This is a genomic window from Halopiger thermotolerans (genome assembly GCF_054654555.1).
Window position 1 is genome coordinate 493074 of the sequence record NZ_BAAIEU010000002.1, and the last position, 15150, is coordinate 508223.

Sequence of the window (15150 nt, forward strand, 5' to 3'; positions counted from 1 at the left end):
CACCGAGAAGCTAAACCGCTCGTCGGCCAACGGTACGTCGAATGCAGTCGATCGAAAGCAGCGTCGAGTACCCGCGATCACGACCCCGGCCGACGGCCGTCCCCGTTCGTGCCACCGCCACCTGACGATGACCGGGTCGACTCGAGGGCGGCGACTCGCCTCGCTCGCCTGCCTCGTCATCGTCGTCGCCGCCCTCTGTGCGACGACCGCCGTCGGAATCGCCGCCGCGGGCGATCAGACCGCGATCGTCTGGTCGGAGCCCGAAACGATCGAGGCCGCCCCCGGCGAGACGGTCGAACTCGAGGTCGTCCTCCAGAGCGCCGGCAGCCACGACGCCGGCGTCGAGGCCGTGCGGCTGGTCGCGCAGTACCACCCCGACTACCTCTCGGTCGTCGACGTCGAGGCCGGCCCGTGGCTCGCAGACGGGGGGAACGACACGAGCGTCCGGACGGCCGAAACGATCGCCGACGGGAACGGCACGGCCGTCCTCGAGCAGCGACGCGATCCGCCCGCCGGCGGCGCGAGCGGCGTCGGACCGATCGCGACGGTGACGGTCGAGATCGACGAGGACGCCCCGGCCGCGACGACCGAACTCGCGTTCGACGCGACCGACGTCTCCCTCACGAGCGAGTGGCCGACGCCCGTCGTCGACGAGCCGACGACGATCGAGATCGACGGCGGCGGCGAGCGGGTACCGCCGTCGTCGTTCGACCACCCGGATCCCGAGCGGTTCGACCTCGAGCCGACTGACGACGGTAATTCCACTGCCGGCGACGGCGAAGGCGGCGACGGAAACGAGTCGACCGGGTCCGGATCCGCCGGGACCACCGGCGCGACCGAGACGATCCCCGGATTCACGATTGCCGGAACCGTCGGTATCGGCGTCGCACTCCTCATCGCGAGCGCGCTCGTCGCCCGTCGGAACCGGTCGCGACGGTAAACAGTCCGCCGAACTGGAGGGAAACGCGTTTTAGTGATGGGCCGGATGGGAGTGATATGACCGATCTGGGAGACTTCGGCGACTTCGACGCCGATTCGGACGCCGATCCCGAGGCGGCCGACGAGACGACCGGTGCGAACGCGAGCGCATCGGCGTCCGCGCCGGACTCCGACGGAACGCGTACGGACGCACCCGCGACCTCGAACTCGACGTCGACGTCGCCCTCGAGCGCCGAGACGAACGGCGACGCCGGCGCCGGCGAAACGGCCGAGTTCGAGTCGACCAGCGTCGAACCGCGCGGCGAGGACGTCGGCATCGGCGCGATCTGCGTCTCCCAGGGGCTGCGCATCGCCGAGGACGGCGACGAGACCTCGCTGCGGGCCTACATCACGCGGGGCAACCGCTCCTCGATCCGGATCGGGAGCTACCTCGTGGCGCCCTATCCGGACGGCGAGACGCTGTTCTGCCGGATCACGGGGCTGGAGTACGCCCAGCAGTACCACGCTGACGACGCGACCGAGATCCACGCCCGCCGCGCGATGCGGACCGACGGGGTCGAGGAGGCCGACTACAAGTTCGTCGCCGAACTCGAGCCCGTAGCTGTCCTCTACGACGACGACGGCGAGCTCAAGCGGCGGATGACCGACCGCGTCCCCAAACCCCAGACCGTCGTCCAGCAGGCGACCGACTCCCAGGAGATCAAGACGGGGCTGAAGATGCCCGAGAACGGCGTCTTCCTGGGCCACCTCTCGGTCGGCGGCGAGAAAGTGAAGACCGCGGCCTCGCCGCCGACGATCGACTACCGGCTGAAAGACGACTACGACTCCGGCGATCCGCTCGTCTTCCGGCACACCCTGATCGCCGGCGGCACCGGATCGGGGAAGACCCACGGCGCGAAGAACATTCTGCGTCAGTACCTCGCCGAAGAACGGACGTATCCGATGGAGGACGGCCGCTCCGTCCAGCCCGCGGTCGTCCAGTTCGACCCGCAGGACGAGTACGCCCAGATGCACGACGACAACCCCGAGCTGGACGACGAGTTCGCCCGGCGTCTCGAGCGCGAGGGGGTCGCCTACGGCGGGATCGACGACACGACGGCGTTCGTGCCGAAGGTGGGGTCGGCCTCGTACTCGGCGGGTCACCACCGCGCGGAGCAGGTCGAGTTCACCATCCCGTTCGAGATGGTCCACGAGAACCCGTGGCTCGTGGCCGGGAGCGGCCTGAACGACAACCAGTACGGCGCGCTGGTGAGTGTCCTCCTCCCGCGATTCCGCAAGCAGTACGGCGCGGACGCGACCTACGAGGAGTTCACGACGTTCCTCGACGACCCCGCCCTGCGCGAGGAGTTAGACGAGTCGGGCCGGGTCCACGAGGCGACGTTCGACGCCGTCCGCCGACGGGTGTTGGGATTCGACCACGTCTTCGATCAGGACGCCCGGCCGATTACCGAGCTGGTCCACGAGTTCGTCCGACCCGGCGGGCTCTCGGTCGTCCCGACCTACCACATCAACGACACGCGAGCCGCCGAAACCGTTGTTCTCGCGCTCTCCTCGCTGCTGATCGATCAGAAGCTCTCGAACGACCCGACCTACGACCGGATCAAGGAGACGCCGCTCGTGCTCGGGATGGACGAGGCCCACAACTTCCTGACCGACGCGGACTCGGTGCAGGCGGGAAAGGTCATCACGAAGTTCACCGAAGCCGCCAAACAGGGCCGCAAGGAGCGGCTCGGTCTCTTTCTCATCACGCAGGATCCCCAGGACATCGACGACGCGGTCTTCAAACAGATCAACACGACCGTCGTGTTGAACCTGGGCGACGAGGACGCCATCAAGAGCGTCAACATCCCGAGCAACCTCGAGTCGAAGGTCCCCTACATGGAGAAGGGGCAGATGGTCGTCTACTCGCCGGACAACTCCGAGCCCGTCGAGTTGATCGGCCTCTCGAAGTGTCTGACCCGGCACGGGCGAGACTGACCGCCGCTGTCCTCGCGACCAGCCCGATCATCGCGCTCGCACTCTGGCTGTCGTCACTGCCGCGAACACGTCCGTCCTTCTTCGCTGTACTTACTCGAGTTTCGCGACCCGTCCTGACTCCGACTTCCGCGCGCCGCTTTCACAATGACGATTATTGATTTAGTATCTGCAAACTATATCTGGAAAATCGTAAATGCGTCCGGTGCAAAACGGGTTCATGGACGCACCCGAATCCAGAGATCCGATCACCGGCGTTCGACTCGAGCGACCCGAACCGCCGATGTACATGCCCGGGACGCCGACCGCCTCGTTTCTGGAGTTCCTCGAACTGGCCGTCGCCGCGCTGCGTCGGTGATCAGTCAGGTGTCGGCCGGTAGTACTGTTTGAGCCACGTCGTCAACCCCTCGAGCCCCGGAAACAGCGTCCGGTGGTTGACGTTCATCTGGTCGAGTTTGTCGCGGAACTCGAGCTTGCGGTCGCCCGGCACGATGATCTTCCGGTAGCAGTCGGGCCGATTCTCGAGCCACGAATCGAGCGCCAGTCGTGGGTCGGACTGGAACGAGAAGACGGCCGACTGGTTGGCGATGCGGTCGTCGATCGCCGGCGGTCTGAAAAACAGCACGTACTGGCCGTCGGGGTCCGCGTCGGCGTCGACGCCCCAGCGCTCGCGCCAGAGTTCGTCCAGTCGGGCGACGTCGTTCAGGTTCCGCGCCGGATCCGACGCCGCGTCGGCCGCGTCGGACTCGAGCGTCGCGTTCGAGAGCAGGTGGATGTCGAGCACGTCCGTCGGCGTCCGCTCGAGGACGCGCCGATACGGATCCGGCAGGCTCTCGTGGAGCTTGCGGTAGTCGACGGCCCAGATCGCCCCGTCGTGGGCGGTGTCGCCGCCCCGGACCGCGAAGTACGTCGCGACCATCGGGGAGAAGGACCAGTCGAGCAGCCGCGTCGGCAGCCCGTAGTGTTCGGCGATCGAAAGGAGGTGCCAGACCGACTCCGGTTCCTCGATCTCGTTTAACGCGTACTGGAGGAAGTTCCGCAACAGTAGCGACTCGAGTTTCCACTCCCCGGAGTCCCCGACGAACCGTTTGATCGACGTCTCGAGGGCGTGGGTCCTGTCGGGAACGCCCCGGAAGACGTACGGGGAGCGGTGGCGACCGATCTCCGGCATCCACATCTCCGCGGTGAGCAGTTCCTGCAGTTCGCTCCACGTCTCGGCCCGGTACACCCGCGGCGAGCCGTCGGCGGTCATCGCCGCGGTCGGTCGCGCCGCGGTCGGTCGATCGTTCGGTTCACGGCGACGAGTACCTCGCGAGCGCGGAAAACGATTAGCCTGCGAGTGGGGCGGTCGGTTACTGTGCGAGGTAGCCGCCCTCGACGGGCAGCGTGACGCCGGTCACGCGCGAGGAGAGGTCCGAACCGAGGAACAGGACGGCGTTCGCGATCTCCTCAGGATCGGCCAGCCCCGGCATCGGCTCGGTGTTCAGGAACTGCTCCTCCATCTCGGGGTGTTCCTCGATGCTACGCTCGATCATCTCGGTGCGGACGATCCCCGGCGCGACCGCGTTCGCGCGGATGCCGTCCTCGGCGTACTCGATCGCCGCGTACTTCGTGAGCTGGCTCACGGCCGCCTTCGCGGCGCCGTAGCCGCTGTACTGGGGCACCGCGACTTCGCCGGCGATCGAAGAGGCGCTGACGATCGAGCCGCCGCCGTCCTCGAGCATCGCCTGAATCCCGTACTTCATGCCGTACCAGACGCCCTTCAGGTTCACCTCGATGATCTGCTCGAAGTCGTCGTTCTCGTAGTCGTCGAGCCGAGCGACCGGCCCCTCGATGGCCGCGTTGTTGTAGAGGACGTCAAGGCCGCCGTACTCCTCGACGGCGGTCTCGATCATCGCTTCGGCGTCCTCGGGGTCCGAAACGTCGGCCTCGACAAACGTCGCCTCGCCGCCGGCGTCGGCGATCGATTCGACGGTCGCCTCGCCACCGTCGACGTCAACGTCGGCGACCACGACCGCCGCGCCGTTCTCGGCGAAGGTCTTCGCCGTCTGCCGTCCGATTCCTGATCCTGCACCGGTGATGACCGCCACCTGCTCCTCGAGTAGGTCCATGCCAATCCGATTCCACCGCACGTCGGATATGCGTATCGGGCGGCAGGCGAGCGGAATCGGCAAACGACGGGTCGTCTCGCTCGCAAAGTTGTAATGCGTACGACATCTGGCAAAAATCCTTACGGTACCGGCATAACCACGTCCGCCCGATGGCACACTACGAATCCGACGTGCTCACGATCGAATGGGACGGGGCCCTCGAGGCCGTCGTCATGAACTGGCACGACTTCGCGACGGGCGAAGCGTATCGAGAGGGGCTCAACGCCGGCCTGGACCTGGCGATCGAAAAGGGGGCGGCCAACTGGCTCGCGGACCTGCGGGACCTCGGAACCCTCTCGGAGGACGACCAGCAGTGGACTCAGGAGGAATGGCACCCGCGAGCGTTCGAGAGTTCGCTGTCGAACATGGCGATCGTCCAGCCCGAGAGCGTCGTCGCGAACCTCTCCGTCGAGGATCTCGTCCAGGAGGTCGGGTCGAACACGACCTCGCGCATCTTCGACGACCGCGACGACGCTCGGGAGTGGCTTCGCGGCCAGTAATCGTCGGCAACCGCGCTCGTTCTTGCGTCGAGTCGTCCCCGCCGGTTATGTCGTCTCGAGAAGTCTCGTTTCGAAAAACGCGGCGACGCCGTCGGCGATCGAGTCCTGCTGGCCGACGAAGAAGTGATCGCCGGAGAGGGGAACGAGAGCCTCATCGTCTCGGTCCGTTCCGTCCGCCGTTTCTCGGAGTCGCTCGACGATCGGTTCCCAGTCGACCGTCCGATCCCGCTCGCCGTAACACACCTGGACCGGACACGAGAGCGACTCGAGGGCCGCGACGGCGTCGAGGTCGTCGGCCAGCCGCGCCGTCGGCGCGAGCGCGGAGACGGCGTCGACGGTCTCGCACTCGGCCGCGGCCAGCAGCGCGAGCGTCGCGCCGAAACTGTAGCCGAACAGGCCGACGCGGTCGTGGCGGTCGGCGGCCCAGCGAACGGCGTTTCGCGCGTCGGCGCGTTCGCCGTAGCCCTCGTCCCACTCGCCGTAATCGAACCGGAGGCAGGCGATCCCCGCCTCGACCAGCGCCTCCGCGACGGCGACCAGTCGCCGGTCGCTTCGCGATCCGCCCTGCTGGGGGTGGGGCGGACAGGCGACGACGATCGCGTCCGCGTCGCCGTCCGCGGGCTCCTCGAGCGTTCCCCGGACGTCGCGTCCGCCGGGAATCAGCACGGTCTCGTCGGTCGCGCTCATGGGCGGACGTTGGATCCGACGCGTAATCAATCTCGAGCGCGGCCCCTCGCGGCGGGTCGACTCCCGGACGGGATCGCTCGCGCGAACGCCGATCCTCGAACCGAGGGTAGATCTCCGCTACCGGGTCGGATCGCCGGATCCGTTCGTTGTCTGTTATTGATGTGATGTTTTTAAGGATCACGAGCGATACGTACGACTATGGGCATCCTCTCTCGGACCTCCTACGTCATCCGGTCGAAGATCAACTCGCTGCTCAACCGGGCCGAGGACCCGACCGAGACGCTGGATTACTCGTACGAGCAGATGCGCGACCAGCTCCAGCAGGTCAAGCGCGGCATCGCCGATCTCACCACGCAGAAAAAGCGCCTCGAGATGCAGAAACGGCGCCTCGAGGAGAACGTCGAGAAACACAACGAGCAGGCGCGGACGGCCGTCCAGCAGGGCCGTGAGGATCTGGCGCGACGCGCCTTAGAGAAGAAGAAGACGAAGATGAACCAGATCGAGGATCTGGAGCGCCAGATCTCCGACCTGCAGAGCCAGCAGGATCAGCTGATCGACCAGAAGAACGAACTCCAGAGCCGCATCGAGGAGTTCCGCACCAAGAAGGAGACGATGAAGGCCCGCCACGAGGCCGCCAAGGCGAGTTCGCAGGTCTCGGAGGCGATCACGGCGACCGGGGACGAGTTCGAGGACGTCGGCCGCGCCATCGAGCGCGCCGAGGAGCGGACCGAGGACATGGAGGCCCGCGCCGCGGCGATGGACGAACTCCACGAGTCCGGCGCGTTCGAGGACGTCCTCTCCGACAAGGACGACATCGACCGCGAACTCGAGCAGCTTTCGACCGACAGCGGCGTCGAGGCCGAACTCGAGACGCTCAAGTCGGAGATGGGGGAGGGCGAGACGGCGACGGAAACCGAGACCGCCGACGCCGAGACGACCGGCACCGACACGGATGCCGAAACCGAGACTGAGGCCGAGGCCGACGAGGCGGACCTGACCGACCTCGAGGAGGAGGATCAGGCCGACGTCGAGGCCGAACTCGCGGAGCTGCAGGACGAGGAGAACGCCTGATCGCCGTTTTCGGCCGGTTTGCGACGTTTCGGCAGTTTTTCAGTCAGTTAGTCAGGTCGGCGTTCCCAGCACGGTGATGTCGTAGCTCGCGACGTCGGAGGGCGACTCGAGCACGATGACCTGAAACTCCCACGCCGTTCCGGCGCCGAGATCGCCCGTACTGGCGAAGTAACGCCCGATCATGTTTCCGGCGTCGTTGTAGACGCGGGTCCGAACTTCGACGACCTGAACCCGGCTGTTGCCCGTATTCCGGACCGTTCCCTGAATCGTCGACCCGAGGTAGCCGTTCTCGACGACGAACTCGTGATCGACCAGCGAGAGCGAATCGAGCGGGGTCACCGTGTCGCTCGGCTGCTGCTGGGCGAGCGCCGCCGCCGTGGCCATCTCCGACGCCGACCGGGTGCCGTTGCTGGCGTTTACGTCGCCGACCGTCGCGTCCTGATAGGAGGGCTCGCCGTCGAGGCCGCCGCTCCCGGTACAGCCGGCGGCTGCGGCCGCGGCGGTCGCCCCGAGCGAGGCGAGCACCCGCCGTCGGCTCGTCGGTTCCGGTTCCCGGTCCGATCCCGGTCCCGGTTCTGATTCCGATTCCGACCGAGTCATCGCCCCTCGATCGTCGACCGCGCGCTGGTTCCGTCACAGTGCATGTATCGACTCGACCACACCGACGCATTTCAGTGTGGGCCTTGAACGGAACGGCAGGTCGGACCGCGCCCGAACCGACGGGTCGCGATCGAGCCGCCGCGTCGGGTTCGGCCGCCGACGCCGGCAGTGTGTGCAACGGCGGCCCTTATTGTCGGGTACGTGGACGGTGTCGCTATGGCGCCCTCCGAGACCGACGAGACGTTCGAATCCTACGGAGCCGACATCGGCGAGACGTCGGGGGCGGTCGGTCGGATCCGCGAGTGGGTGATCGTCGAAGGCAACCGCGTCCTCGTCGCGGTGCTCGTCTCGGCCGCCGTGTTCGTCCTGCTGCTCGCCCTCCACGCCGTCGGAATCGTCTCGTTCAACAATCCCAACTCCGTCACACGGGTGGCAAGCGGGATGATCGCAGGCACGTTCTCGCTCGTCACGCTGGTCGTCTCCGTCAACCAGCTCATCCTCTCCCAGGAGTTCACCGGCGCGGGCATGGCTCGCGAACGGCTCGAGGGCGTCGCCGAGTTCCGGCGGGCCGTGGCCGACGCGGCGGCCGTCCCCGCGAGTCCGGCCACGCCCACCCGCATCCTCGAGTTGCTCGTCGCGTCGATCCGACACGACGCCGACGCGTTCGCCGATGCCGTCGAGAGCCACGACGGGGATCGAGAGGTGGCTCGGGTCGTCACGCAGTACGCGAACGACGTGCGGAAACGGACCGAGCGCATCGACGAGAAGCTCGACAACCCCGACCCCGGCTCGTTTAATGCCATCTCGGCGGCGATCAACTACGACGAAGCCTGGCACCTGTACATCGCCACGTACCTGCGCGGCGAGTACGGCGACGTGCTGTCGCCGGCCGCGGCGGAGCACCTCGAGGAGCTGATCGACGCCCTCGAACTGTTCGGCGTGGCCCGGGAACAGTTCAAGACGACCTACCTGCAGCGGGAGCTGACGCGGTTCTCGCAGCTGACGATCTACTGCGGCGCGCCCTCGATCGTCGCGGCGATCGTCATCGGACTGCTGTATGCAGACATCACCGGGGCGAGCGTCAACGTCGCGATTATGCCGTACATCGTCATCGGATTGACCGTCGTGGTCCTCTCGCCGCTGTCGCTGCTCGTCTCGTACATCCTCCGCACCGCGACCATCACTCGCCGCACCGCGTCGACCGGGCCGATGATTCACCAGAAGGATCCCGACGCGGGGCCGTTCGACGTGCGCTACGGCGAGGAGCGACAGCGATAGCGTCCGCGATACCGACAGCGGTGGCGGTCGACCGCCGTTTTCCTTCGCCGTCCGGACGGCAGTCGGTATCCCGGAGGGGGTCACGCCGGCCACGTGCGCGATTTCCCTCGCCGAGCGGCCGTCGGCTCCCGGCCGGTGTATTTTACCCGCCGACATCGTTGCATCAGGCCGGCGGATGGCTACTACGGATTCGGATACTGACGGCAACGAGCAGGGAAAGCTGACCGGACCGCGACTCTACGTCCTCTTACAGCTAAATCGCTGGCTGTTTACCGGGATCGTGCTGGCGGCCGTGTTCGCCGTCCTCGTCTTGATGAGTCGCGTCGGACTCGCGCCGCTCCGGCTGATCGTCGCGACCAACAACGGCACGTTCTGGATCTTCTCGGCGTTCATCGGCGCGATCATCACGGGGACGTCGATCGTCGTCACGATCAACCAGCTCGTGCTCTCCCAGGAACTGGGCGCGGTCGGCGACCAACGCGAGCGCATGACCTCGGCGATGGACTTTCGCTCGGACATCGAGGACGAACTGACGGAGGACGTGACCCCGCCAGAACCCGCCGCGTTCCTCTACGAGCTCGTCGACGGCATCCAGGAGGAAGCGCGGGAGCTCGAGGAGACGGTAACCGACGCTCACTCCCACAGCAGCGAGCTGCAGGAGGCGGTCGCCGACTACGTGGACGACATCACCGACAACGCGGAGTCGGTCAAGAACGAGCTCGAGGACGCGCAGTTCGGCACGTTCGAGGTTATCTGGAACGCGCTCAACTTCAACTACTCGCGGAAGATCTACGACGCGCGCAAGCTTCGGGCCGATTACGGCGACGACCTCTCGGACCGGGCCGACGAGGAGATCGACGAGATGATCACCGTCCTCAAGTTCTTCGGGCCGGCTCGCGAGCACTTCAAGACGCTGTACTTCCAGTGGGAGCTGATCAACCTCTCGCGGGCGCTGCTGTACGCGGCGGTTCCGGCGCTGACCGTGACGGGGATCATGCTGATGTACGTCAACGCCGACACCCTCCTCGGAACGACGCTCGGCGTCGACAACCTCGTCTGGGTGACCAGCGCGGGCTACGTCATCGGCCTCGCGCCGTTCGTGATCTTCATCGTCTACATCCTTCGGATTGCGACGGTCGCGAAGCGGACGCTCGCGATGGGACCGTTCATTCTGCGCGAATCCCAGCGGGACGAGGATCTAGGGTGACGGCCTCTCCGCGACGTTACTGCACCTCGTCTACCATTGCCGCCGCCTTCGGAAACAGCACGTTGTTCTCGCGGTGGACGTGCATGTGCGTCTCGCGCTCGAGGTCGGCCAGACGCTCGAGCATGTGCCGGTAGCTGGCGCAGGCGTCGTCGGGGACCGCGTAGCCGTCGGTGAGATTGTTGATCCGCTCGAGGCGGTCCGCGGTCTCGGCGTGTTCGTCCTCGAGGTGGTCGATCTCGTCCTCGATGTACGTTCGCTCGTCGGCCGTCAGGTCGGTTCCCGCATCGAGCTTCTTGATGATCGGGAAGGCGTTCTGCTCCTCGTCGTCGATGTGGTGGAACATGTCCTCGACGAGCGCCGCGAATTCGGCCTCGACCTCACGCAGTTCCGGGTGGCTGTCGCCGTGGACGTCGGCGACCTTCTCCACGAGCGCCTCGAGTTCGGGGAGCTCCCGGCGCAGGGGACGGTGGTGGTCCCAGACGATGACGTTCGCGAGCTGTGTGGGGGAGTCCCACTCGTGTTCGCGGTCGCCGTCGGCTTCGTCGGCTGCGTCGAGCCGTTCGTGGACGGTCTCGAGCGCGAGGCCGGCCTCCTCGCAGGCCGTCGCGAGCGATTTGTCGCCGCCGCAGCAGTAGTCGATGTCGAGCGATTCGAAAACGCGGGCGTATTCGGGGTTCGATGCGACGAGTTCGCCGAGTTGGGCGTCCGGATCGACAGTTGCCTGTTGCATGGTGGTCACCTCGAGACGGACGGCGTCGAGCGCGCCGCGGTCGCGACGACCGCGCCCGGTATTTAGGCCGTCCTAAACCTCGTATTCGAGCGAAGGCCCTCGGCTCCGAAAGTTCCGGTCCCGAACATGATCGCACTCGAGAAACGGCAGCGGCGGTCGCTCCGGGGCGACCGAATCGGTGGGGCGGCAGGATCGACGGGCGAGCCGTCTGTCGACCGGCGGCCGCCGTCGACGGCCCGAACCGCGCCGACTTACAGCGGCGCGCCGACCAGCACGAGCTTCGCCCGCTCGTCGCCCGTGTTGGAGATCTGTCGGCTCTCCTCGGGATCGATGCGGATGAGTTCGTCGGCCTCGAGGGTGACCGTCTCGTCGGCGTCGGTCAGCGCGACCTCGACGGTCCCGCTGACGACGTAGTAGATCTCCTCCTGGCCGCTCTCGCTCTCGTCGTGTTCCATCCCTTCGGCGCCCGGCTCGAGTTCGAGCACCGAGAAGCCGAGGTGGTCGCTGTCGAGTTCCTCCTTCAGGAACCACATGCCGCCGGCTTCTTCGGGGACGACTGACTCCGGATCGGTCTTCGCAGCGGTGTCGTAGCCCATAGTCTAGTCCACGCTCCGCGGGCGCGGAATAAAATAGTGCGGGAAGCAGAAAGCGCGACCGGCCGGGACTAGGTCGCGTACAGCGAGTAGGCGATCACGAGAAAGCCAGCCAGTACCAGGAGGCTCTCGAGGAGGATGCCGACCATGAGCGTGACCCCGATCAGTTCGGTCAGCAGCCCCGCGAGAAAGAGTCCGAGCGTCACGAGGCCGAACCCGACCGCGAGATAGCCCAGCGGTCGCTGGCGCGTACGCAGGTAGGCCTTGTACGCGAAGTACGTGATGACCCCGCCGACGATCAGCACGAGGGTCTTGACGACGGCGAGCGCGATCGTGGTCGGGGTCTCCGCGACGTAGGAACTCATAGCTGTTGTCACGTTCGGAATGCGGGACGACGACCAAGAACCTTGCCGTTCACGCGGCCGAGCGCCCGCAACTACCGGTGTCGGGGTCGCACCCGGCGTCGGCGCCCGCGGCGGTCTCGCCCATCCCCGAGCGACCGTTTTTGATTCCCCGGCCCGAATGACGGCCATGGCGCGACTCGTCGAACTCGAGGGCACCGGCCCGCGAAAACTCGATCCGGACGATATCGACGACGAAAAGGGCGACGTGGCGGTCTGTCGGTGCGGTCTCTCGGAGTCGTTTCCCTTCTGCGACGGCAGCCACCGGCGAACCGAGGGCGAAGCCGACGGCGAAACGTACGTCTACGAGGACGGCGAGCGGCGGCGCGTCGAGCGCATCGTGACGGGCGACGACGCCGACGGAGATGGAGACGGAGGCGGAGACGCGGAATCGGACGCGGAGGCTGGGACCGATACCGAGGAGTAACGAGCGCGACCCAGTACCGGAAATCGGGGCCGTCCGCCGGCTCTCGAGGCCCGCCGGCGGCCGACGGCGAAGGCAGGGCGGTGTGAGTCGGTGACGGCCGGTTGCCCGGTCACTCCCAGGTCTCGATCCGGCCCTCGCGGACGTCCTCGACGCACCCCTCGCAGTCGGGGTGGCCCGCCTCGTAACAGGCCGGTCGGAACTGGTCGTCGAGCATCGCCGCGCGGCGCTCGGCGTAGCGCCGACAGACGATCTTGGCCCGGCCCTCCTCGTCCGAGGGCAGGCCGCGGGCGTTTTTCGCCACCTCGTAGGCCTCGCGGGCCTCCTCGAGCTGCCCGTCGGTCGATTCGCGCAGCTGTTCGTACTGCTCGCCCGCCTCCCGCAGTTTCGATCGGAGGAATCGCTCGAGCCGACGCCGATCCGCCATTACCGGTCGTTGGGTCGGCTGCCACATAGGCCCGTCGCCGGCAGCGGGCCGACCGCGGCTGCGGGACTTCGCGAAGCGACGTGGCGGTGTCGGGACCGGCGACGACATCCTCGAGGGAGGGTCGAGACCCGAGACCGACAGAGACAGAGAGTAAGCGTTAACTCTCGCCCGCGTTTTGCTCGGAATGACGCGGGCCCTTAGCTCAGTCTGGTTAGAGCGCTCGGCTCATAACCGAGTGGTCAATGGTTCGAATCCGTTAGGGCCCATGGAGTCCTGCGAGCGACAGCGAGCGGGACGGAACGAACCCTGCGGATTCGAAGCAGGGCGGTGCTTCGCTCCGACCTGCTTCGGATCCGTTGGGACCATCACCTTACACCGTACTCGACGTTCTGTGGCCGAGATCGAGTCGACGGCTACCAGAGCCGTCGACCCTCCGAAGCACGACGTTTTCCGCGTCCAGTTACGCGAACCGTTCGCCCACCAGCGGCGCCCCGACGGCCCCGCCGGCGGACGCCGCGGTCCCGACGAATACGAGCACGAGCGGCGGGTCGAGCGCCCTGGTGACGACGAAAAGGAAAGCCGCGGCGGCGAGGACGAGGGCGCCCGCGGCCACCGCTCGGCGGGTCGTCGGATGGGCCGGTGTCGAATCGGCTACCGCGCGCCAAACCGCCCACGCACCGACCGCCCCCCCGAGTGCCGCCACGGTTTCGAACGTGACGGCGACGAGGAGGCCGGCCACCCCGATTCCGACCGCGACGAGCAGCGCCCTGCCGGGCTCGGCTCCCTTTCCGGTCAGCCGGTAGAGGACGCCGAGGACGAGCACGCCGACGCCGATTCCGACGACGACGTCGACGAGGTAGTGGACGCCGAGGACCAGCCTCGAGACGGAGACGAGAAGGACCACCGCGCCGGCGATCCCGACCCGCTTCCGTAGCGATCCGCGATCGAGCACGAGCGCGAGGCCGCCCCAGACGACCGTGCTCCCGAGGGCGTGACCGCTCGGGAAGCCGTACCCGTCGGGCGTCGCCACGCGTTCGAACAGGACGTCGAGTCCCAGCGGAAGCGCCAGTGACTCGCTCGCGCCCGCGTGCGGCGGTCGAGGAAGCTGGAAGTACGCTTTGAGACCCGCGATCAGGGCGACGGCCACGAGGATGAGTGCGAGGATGAACAGGCCGCGACGCCGGTCGATTCCAAAGCGGGAAAGCTCGTCGTCGGCGACGTAGGAGGTGGTGCCCAGCAGGAAGAGAAACCAGCCGTCGCCGAGCTGGGTGAGCAGTCCGAACAGAACGATTACCGGCCACTCCGCGCCGCCGTGAAGCGCGTCGGTGACCCCGACGCCGCGTCCGCTTCCGAAGCTCATGGTGCGACGATGCTCCGCTGGATGCTACGATCTGCCATTGAATTTCACGGACTGTTCGTATCGGTGTCAGTCGGTCGTTCGGTCGGCCCTGAAGCGGTAGCGGTGATCCATCGGGCCGACCGCGTACGCCAGCGCCGCGTGCAGGATGACCATGGCGATCAGGAAGACGCTGTTCCAGAGGGGGTCGTTGTAATAAATCAGGTCGACCGACCACGCCTTGTCGAAGAACGGCCAGAACGGCTCGATCGGCGTGGAGATGTCCGGTGCGGAGAGCATGTCGGCGAAGACGTGGCTCAGCCCGCCCAGCAGGAACGCCGCGAAGGCGAAGGCGAACATGCTTCCCTTATCGAAGCGGTCCCAGCCGAGCCAGTTATCGAGCGGTCCCGTGAGGAAGGCGGCGGCGATCAGCCCCGCGACCAGGCTCGCGAGCGCGACGAACACGATCGTGTGCGTCACGCCGTGGTGGTGGATCTGTCCCGGGAACCACCTCGCGAGCCAGAGGTCGATGTCCGGAAGCAGCGACGTGATCAGCGCGAGGCCGACGAACGCGGCGCTGATGCGCTTTCGCCAGATGAACCACGCCGGCAGTGCGAACAGCAGTCCGAACGCCAGGTGGCCCGTTATGTCAACCATTCCAGCGTGTCGTATGGGACATAATTCGATAAGCCGGCTGCCTGCAAACGCCACTGCCGAGGACGGCGGCGAACCGCCTGACGGGATCGGCCTGAAACCGCTGCCCATCTCGTCTCGGTCGCTGCGATCGCGCCACGGAACGGTCGGGCGTCCTCGCCGTCCCGCTCTCTCGAGGC

At 66.9% G+C, this 15150-nt stretch carries 18 protein-coding genes and 1 tRNA gene; 9 read left to right on the plus strand and 10 right to left on the minus strand.

Going from position 1 to position 15150, the window contains the following annotated elements:
• Positions 1-127 precede the first annotated feature (127 nt).
• The 3 genes from ACYQ26_RS04865 (at position 128) to ACYQ26_RS04875 (ending at position 3271) form a co-directional block, all read left to right on the plus strand.
• Complete coding sequence (locus ACYQ26_RS04865) at positions 128-940, plus strand: cohesin domain-containing protein (RefSeq protein ID WP_459807584.1); 813 nt, start codon at positions 128-130, stop codon at positions 938-940.
• Between the two features lie 56 nt (positions 941-996).
• Positions 997-2916 (plus strand): ATP-binding protein, encoded by a 1920-nt coding sequence (locus ACYQ26_RS04870; protein WP_459807586.1) that lies wholly within the window; start codon positions 997-999, stop codon positions 2914-2916.
• A gap of 217 nt (positions 2917-3133) precedes the next feature.
• Positions 3134-3271, plus strand: a complete 138-nt coding sequence (locus ACYQ26_RS04875; RefSeq protein WP_459807588.1) for a hypothetical protein — start codon at positions 3134-3136, stop codon at positions 3269-3271.
• Here the strand turns inward: ACYQ26_RS04875 and ACYQ26_RS04880 are convergent, their stop codons facing one another.
• The gene (locus ACYQ26_RS04880; RefSeq protein WP_459807590.1) at positions 3272-4165 is read right to left on the minus strand and encodes an FRG domain-containing protein; all 894 of its coding nucleotides are present in this window, start codon (positions 4163-4165) and stop codon (positions 3272-3274) included.
• Positions 4166-4265: 100 nt separating this feature from the next.
• Entirely contained in the window at positions 4266-5024 is a 759-nt protein-coding gene (locus tag ACYQ26_RS04885; protein ID WP_459807592.1) for an SDR family NAD(P)-dependent oxidoreductase, read from the minus strand.
• Between the two features lie 149 nt (positions 5025-5173).
• Between ACYQ26_RS04885 and ACYQ26_RS04890 the strand changes: the two genes are divergently transcribed.
• Positions 5174-5563 carry an STAS/SEC14 domain-containing protein gene (locus ACYQ26_RS04890; protein WP_459807593.1) on the plus strand — a complete coding sequence of 130 codons (390 nt, stop codon included), beginning with the start codon at positions 5174-5176 and terminating at the stop codon, positions 5561-5563.
• 45 nt (positions 5564-5608) lie between these two features.
• On the opposite strand, the gene ACYQ26_RS04895 is transcribed toward ACYQ26_RS04890, so the two are convergent.
• Entirely contained in the window at positions 5609-6250 is a 642-nt protein-coding gene (locus ACYQ26_RS04895) for an alpha/beta hydrolase (RefSeq protein WP_459807595.1), read from the minus strand.
• 198 nt (positions 6251-6448) lie between these two features.
• Between ACYQ26_RS04895 and ACYQ26_RS04900 the strand changes: the two genes are divergently transcribed.
• The gene (locus ACYQ26_RS04900; RefSeq protein ID WP_459807597.1) at positions 6449-7321 is read left to right on the plus strand and encodes a PspA/IM30 family protein; all 873 of its coding nucleotides are present in this window, start codon (positions 6449-6451) and stop codon (positions 7319-7321) included.
• Between the two features lie 51 nt (positions 7322-7372).
• Here the strand turns inward: ACYQ26_RS04900 and ACYQ26_RS04905 are convergent, their stop codons facing one another.
• Complete coding sequence (locus tag ACYQ26_RS04905) at positions 7373-7921, minus strand: FxLYD domain-containing protein (protein ID WP_459807599.1); 549 nt, start codon at positions 7919-7921, stop codon at positions 7373-7375.
• A 216-nt stretch (positions 7922-8137) separates the two neighbouring features.
• Here ACYQ26_RS04905 and ACYQ26_RS04910 point away from each other — a divergent pair, with 216 nt between their 5' ends.
• On the plus strand, positions 8138-9199 hold the full coding sequence (locus ACYQ26_RS04910; RefSeq protein WP_459807602.1) for a DUF7972 family membrane protein: 1062 nt from the start codon (positions 8138-8140) through the stop codon (positions 9197-9199).
• Positions 9200-9374: 175 nt separating this feature from the next.
• Positions 9375-10406 carry a DUF7972 family membrane protein gene (locus ACYQ26_RS04915; protein ID WP_459807604.1) on the plus strand — a complete coding sequence of 344 codons (1032 nt, stop codon included), beginning with the start codon at positions 9375-9377 and terminating at the stop codon, positions 10404-10406.
• 16 nt (positions 10407-10422) lie between these two features.
• On the opposite strand, the gene ric is transcribed toward ACYQ26_RS04915, so the two are convergent.
• The 3 genes from ric to ACYQ26_RS04930 form a co-directional block, all read right to left on the minus strand.
• A complete protein-coding gene (gene ric / locus ACYQ26_RS04920; RefSeq protein ID WP_459807606.1) occupies positions 10423-11136 on the minus strand; it encodes an iron-sulfur cluster repair di-iron protein in 714 nt (237 codons plus the stop codon).
• A gap of 251 nt (positions 11137-11387) precedes the next feature.
• Entirely contained in the window at positions 11388-11732 is a 345-nt protein-coding gene (locus ACYQ26_RS04925; protein ID WP_459807608.1) for a cupin domain-containing protein, read from the minus strand.
• 68 nt (positions 11733-11800) lie between these two features.
• Positions 11801-12094 (minus strand): DUF7521 family protein, encoded by a 294-nt coding sequence (locus tag ACYQ26_RS04930; protein ID WP_459807610.1) that lies wholly within the window; start codon positions 12092-12094, stop codon positions 11801-11803.
• A 166-nt stretch (positions 12095-12260) separates the two neighbouring features.
• Here ACYQ26_RS04930 and ACYQ26_RS04935 point away from each other — a divergent pair, with 166 nt between their 5' ends.
• The gene (locus ACYQ26_RS04935; protein WP_459807612.1) at positions 12261-12557 is read left to right on the plus strand and encodes a CDGSH iron-sulfur domain-containing protein; all 297 of its coding nucleotides are present in this window, start codon (positions 12261-12263) and stop codon (positions 12555-12557) included.
• 109 nt (positions 12558-12666) lie between these two features.
• On the opposite strand, the gene ACYQ26_RS04940 is transcribed toward ACYQ26_RS04935, so the two are convergent.
• Entirely contained in the window at positions 12667-12981 is a 315-nt protein-coding gene (locus ACYQ26_RS04940) for a DUF7091 family protein (RefSeq protein ID WP_459807614.1), read from the minus strand.
• 191 nt (positions 12982-13172) lie between these two features.
• Here ACYQ26_RS04940 and ACYQ26_RS04945 point away from each other — a divergent pair.
• Positions 13173-13247 (plus strand) — tRNA-Ile (locus tag ACYQ26_RS04945).
• 194 nt (positions 13248-13441) lie between these two features.
• Here the strand turns inward: ACYQ26_RS04945 and ACYQ26_RS04950 are convergent.
• On the minus strand, positions 13442-14341 hold the full coding sequence (locus ACYQ26_RS04950) for a phosphatase PAP2 family protein (RefSeq protein WP_459807616.1): 900 nt from the start codon (positions 14339-14341) through the stop codon (positions 13442-13444).
• A gap of 66 nt (positions 14342-14407) precedes the next feature.
• A complete protein-coding gene (locus ACYQ26_RS04955) occupies positions 14408-14974 on the minus strand; it encodes a metal-dependent hydrolase (protein WP_459807617.1) in 567 nt (188 codons plus the stop codon).
• Between the last annotated feature and the right edge of the window lie 176 nt (positions 14975-15150).